This is a genomic window from Vibrio neptunius (genome assembly GCF_000967495.1).
Taxonomy (GTDB): domain Bacteria; phylum Pseudomonadota; class Gammaproteobacteria; order Enterobacterales; family Vibrionaceae; genus Vibrio; species Vibrio neptunius.
This window is the reverse complement of the sequence record NZ_JXXU01000037.1, coordinates 1-451: the sequence shown is the minus strand read 5'-3', so window position 1 is coordinate 451 and position 451 is coordinate 1. Positions and strand designations below refer to the sequence as shown.

The window sequence follows — 451 nt, the reverse complement described above, 5'->3', positions numbered from 1 at the left end:
TAAGCCAGCGCGAGATAACGGTTATTGGGTGACATTCGCACCAAGCGAACCTTGCCATTAAATTCATCGGCAACCAAACGCAGATCGGTGCCATCGGTTTTTATGCTCCATACTTTATCGCGTTGCTCATTAAAATCATCAGAAGAGTAAGTACCATTATCCCAGTAGAACACCACTCGCGGTAGATCGTACGAGTCTTGGTTGTTGAGATCTTCTCGGGGCCACTCTTTGGCCTTAAAAACAAAGTACTTAGGTTTCCCTGTGTTTGGATCGTAAGTTACGTAGTTATGCTCTGTTATATACACCCGACCATCGTCCCATTGCTGGGCATTTTTGGCCGCGATCCGCTCTTCAACCGTTAGCGGTGGCGCAGCAACAGACTGCGGGGTTTGTGGTGGTTCGACGCTGGCCGTTGGCTTGGGCTGCGTTTCTTGCCACTTGCACCCTGCCA

At 49.9% G+C, this 451-nt stretch carries 1 pseudogene; it reads right to left on the bottom strand.

The window, feature by feature from the left end:
• Nucleotides 1–451: pseudogene (locus TW84_RS12725) on the bottom strand (Tricorn protease domain-containing protein); the annotation flags it as partial.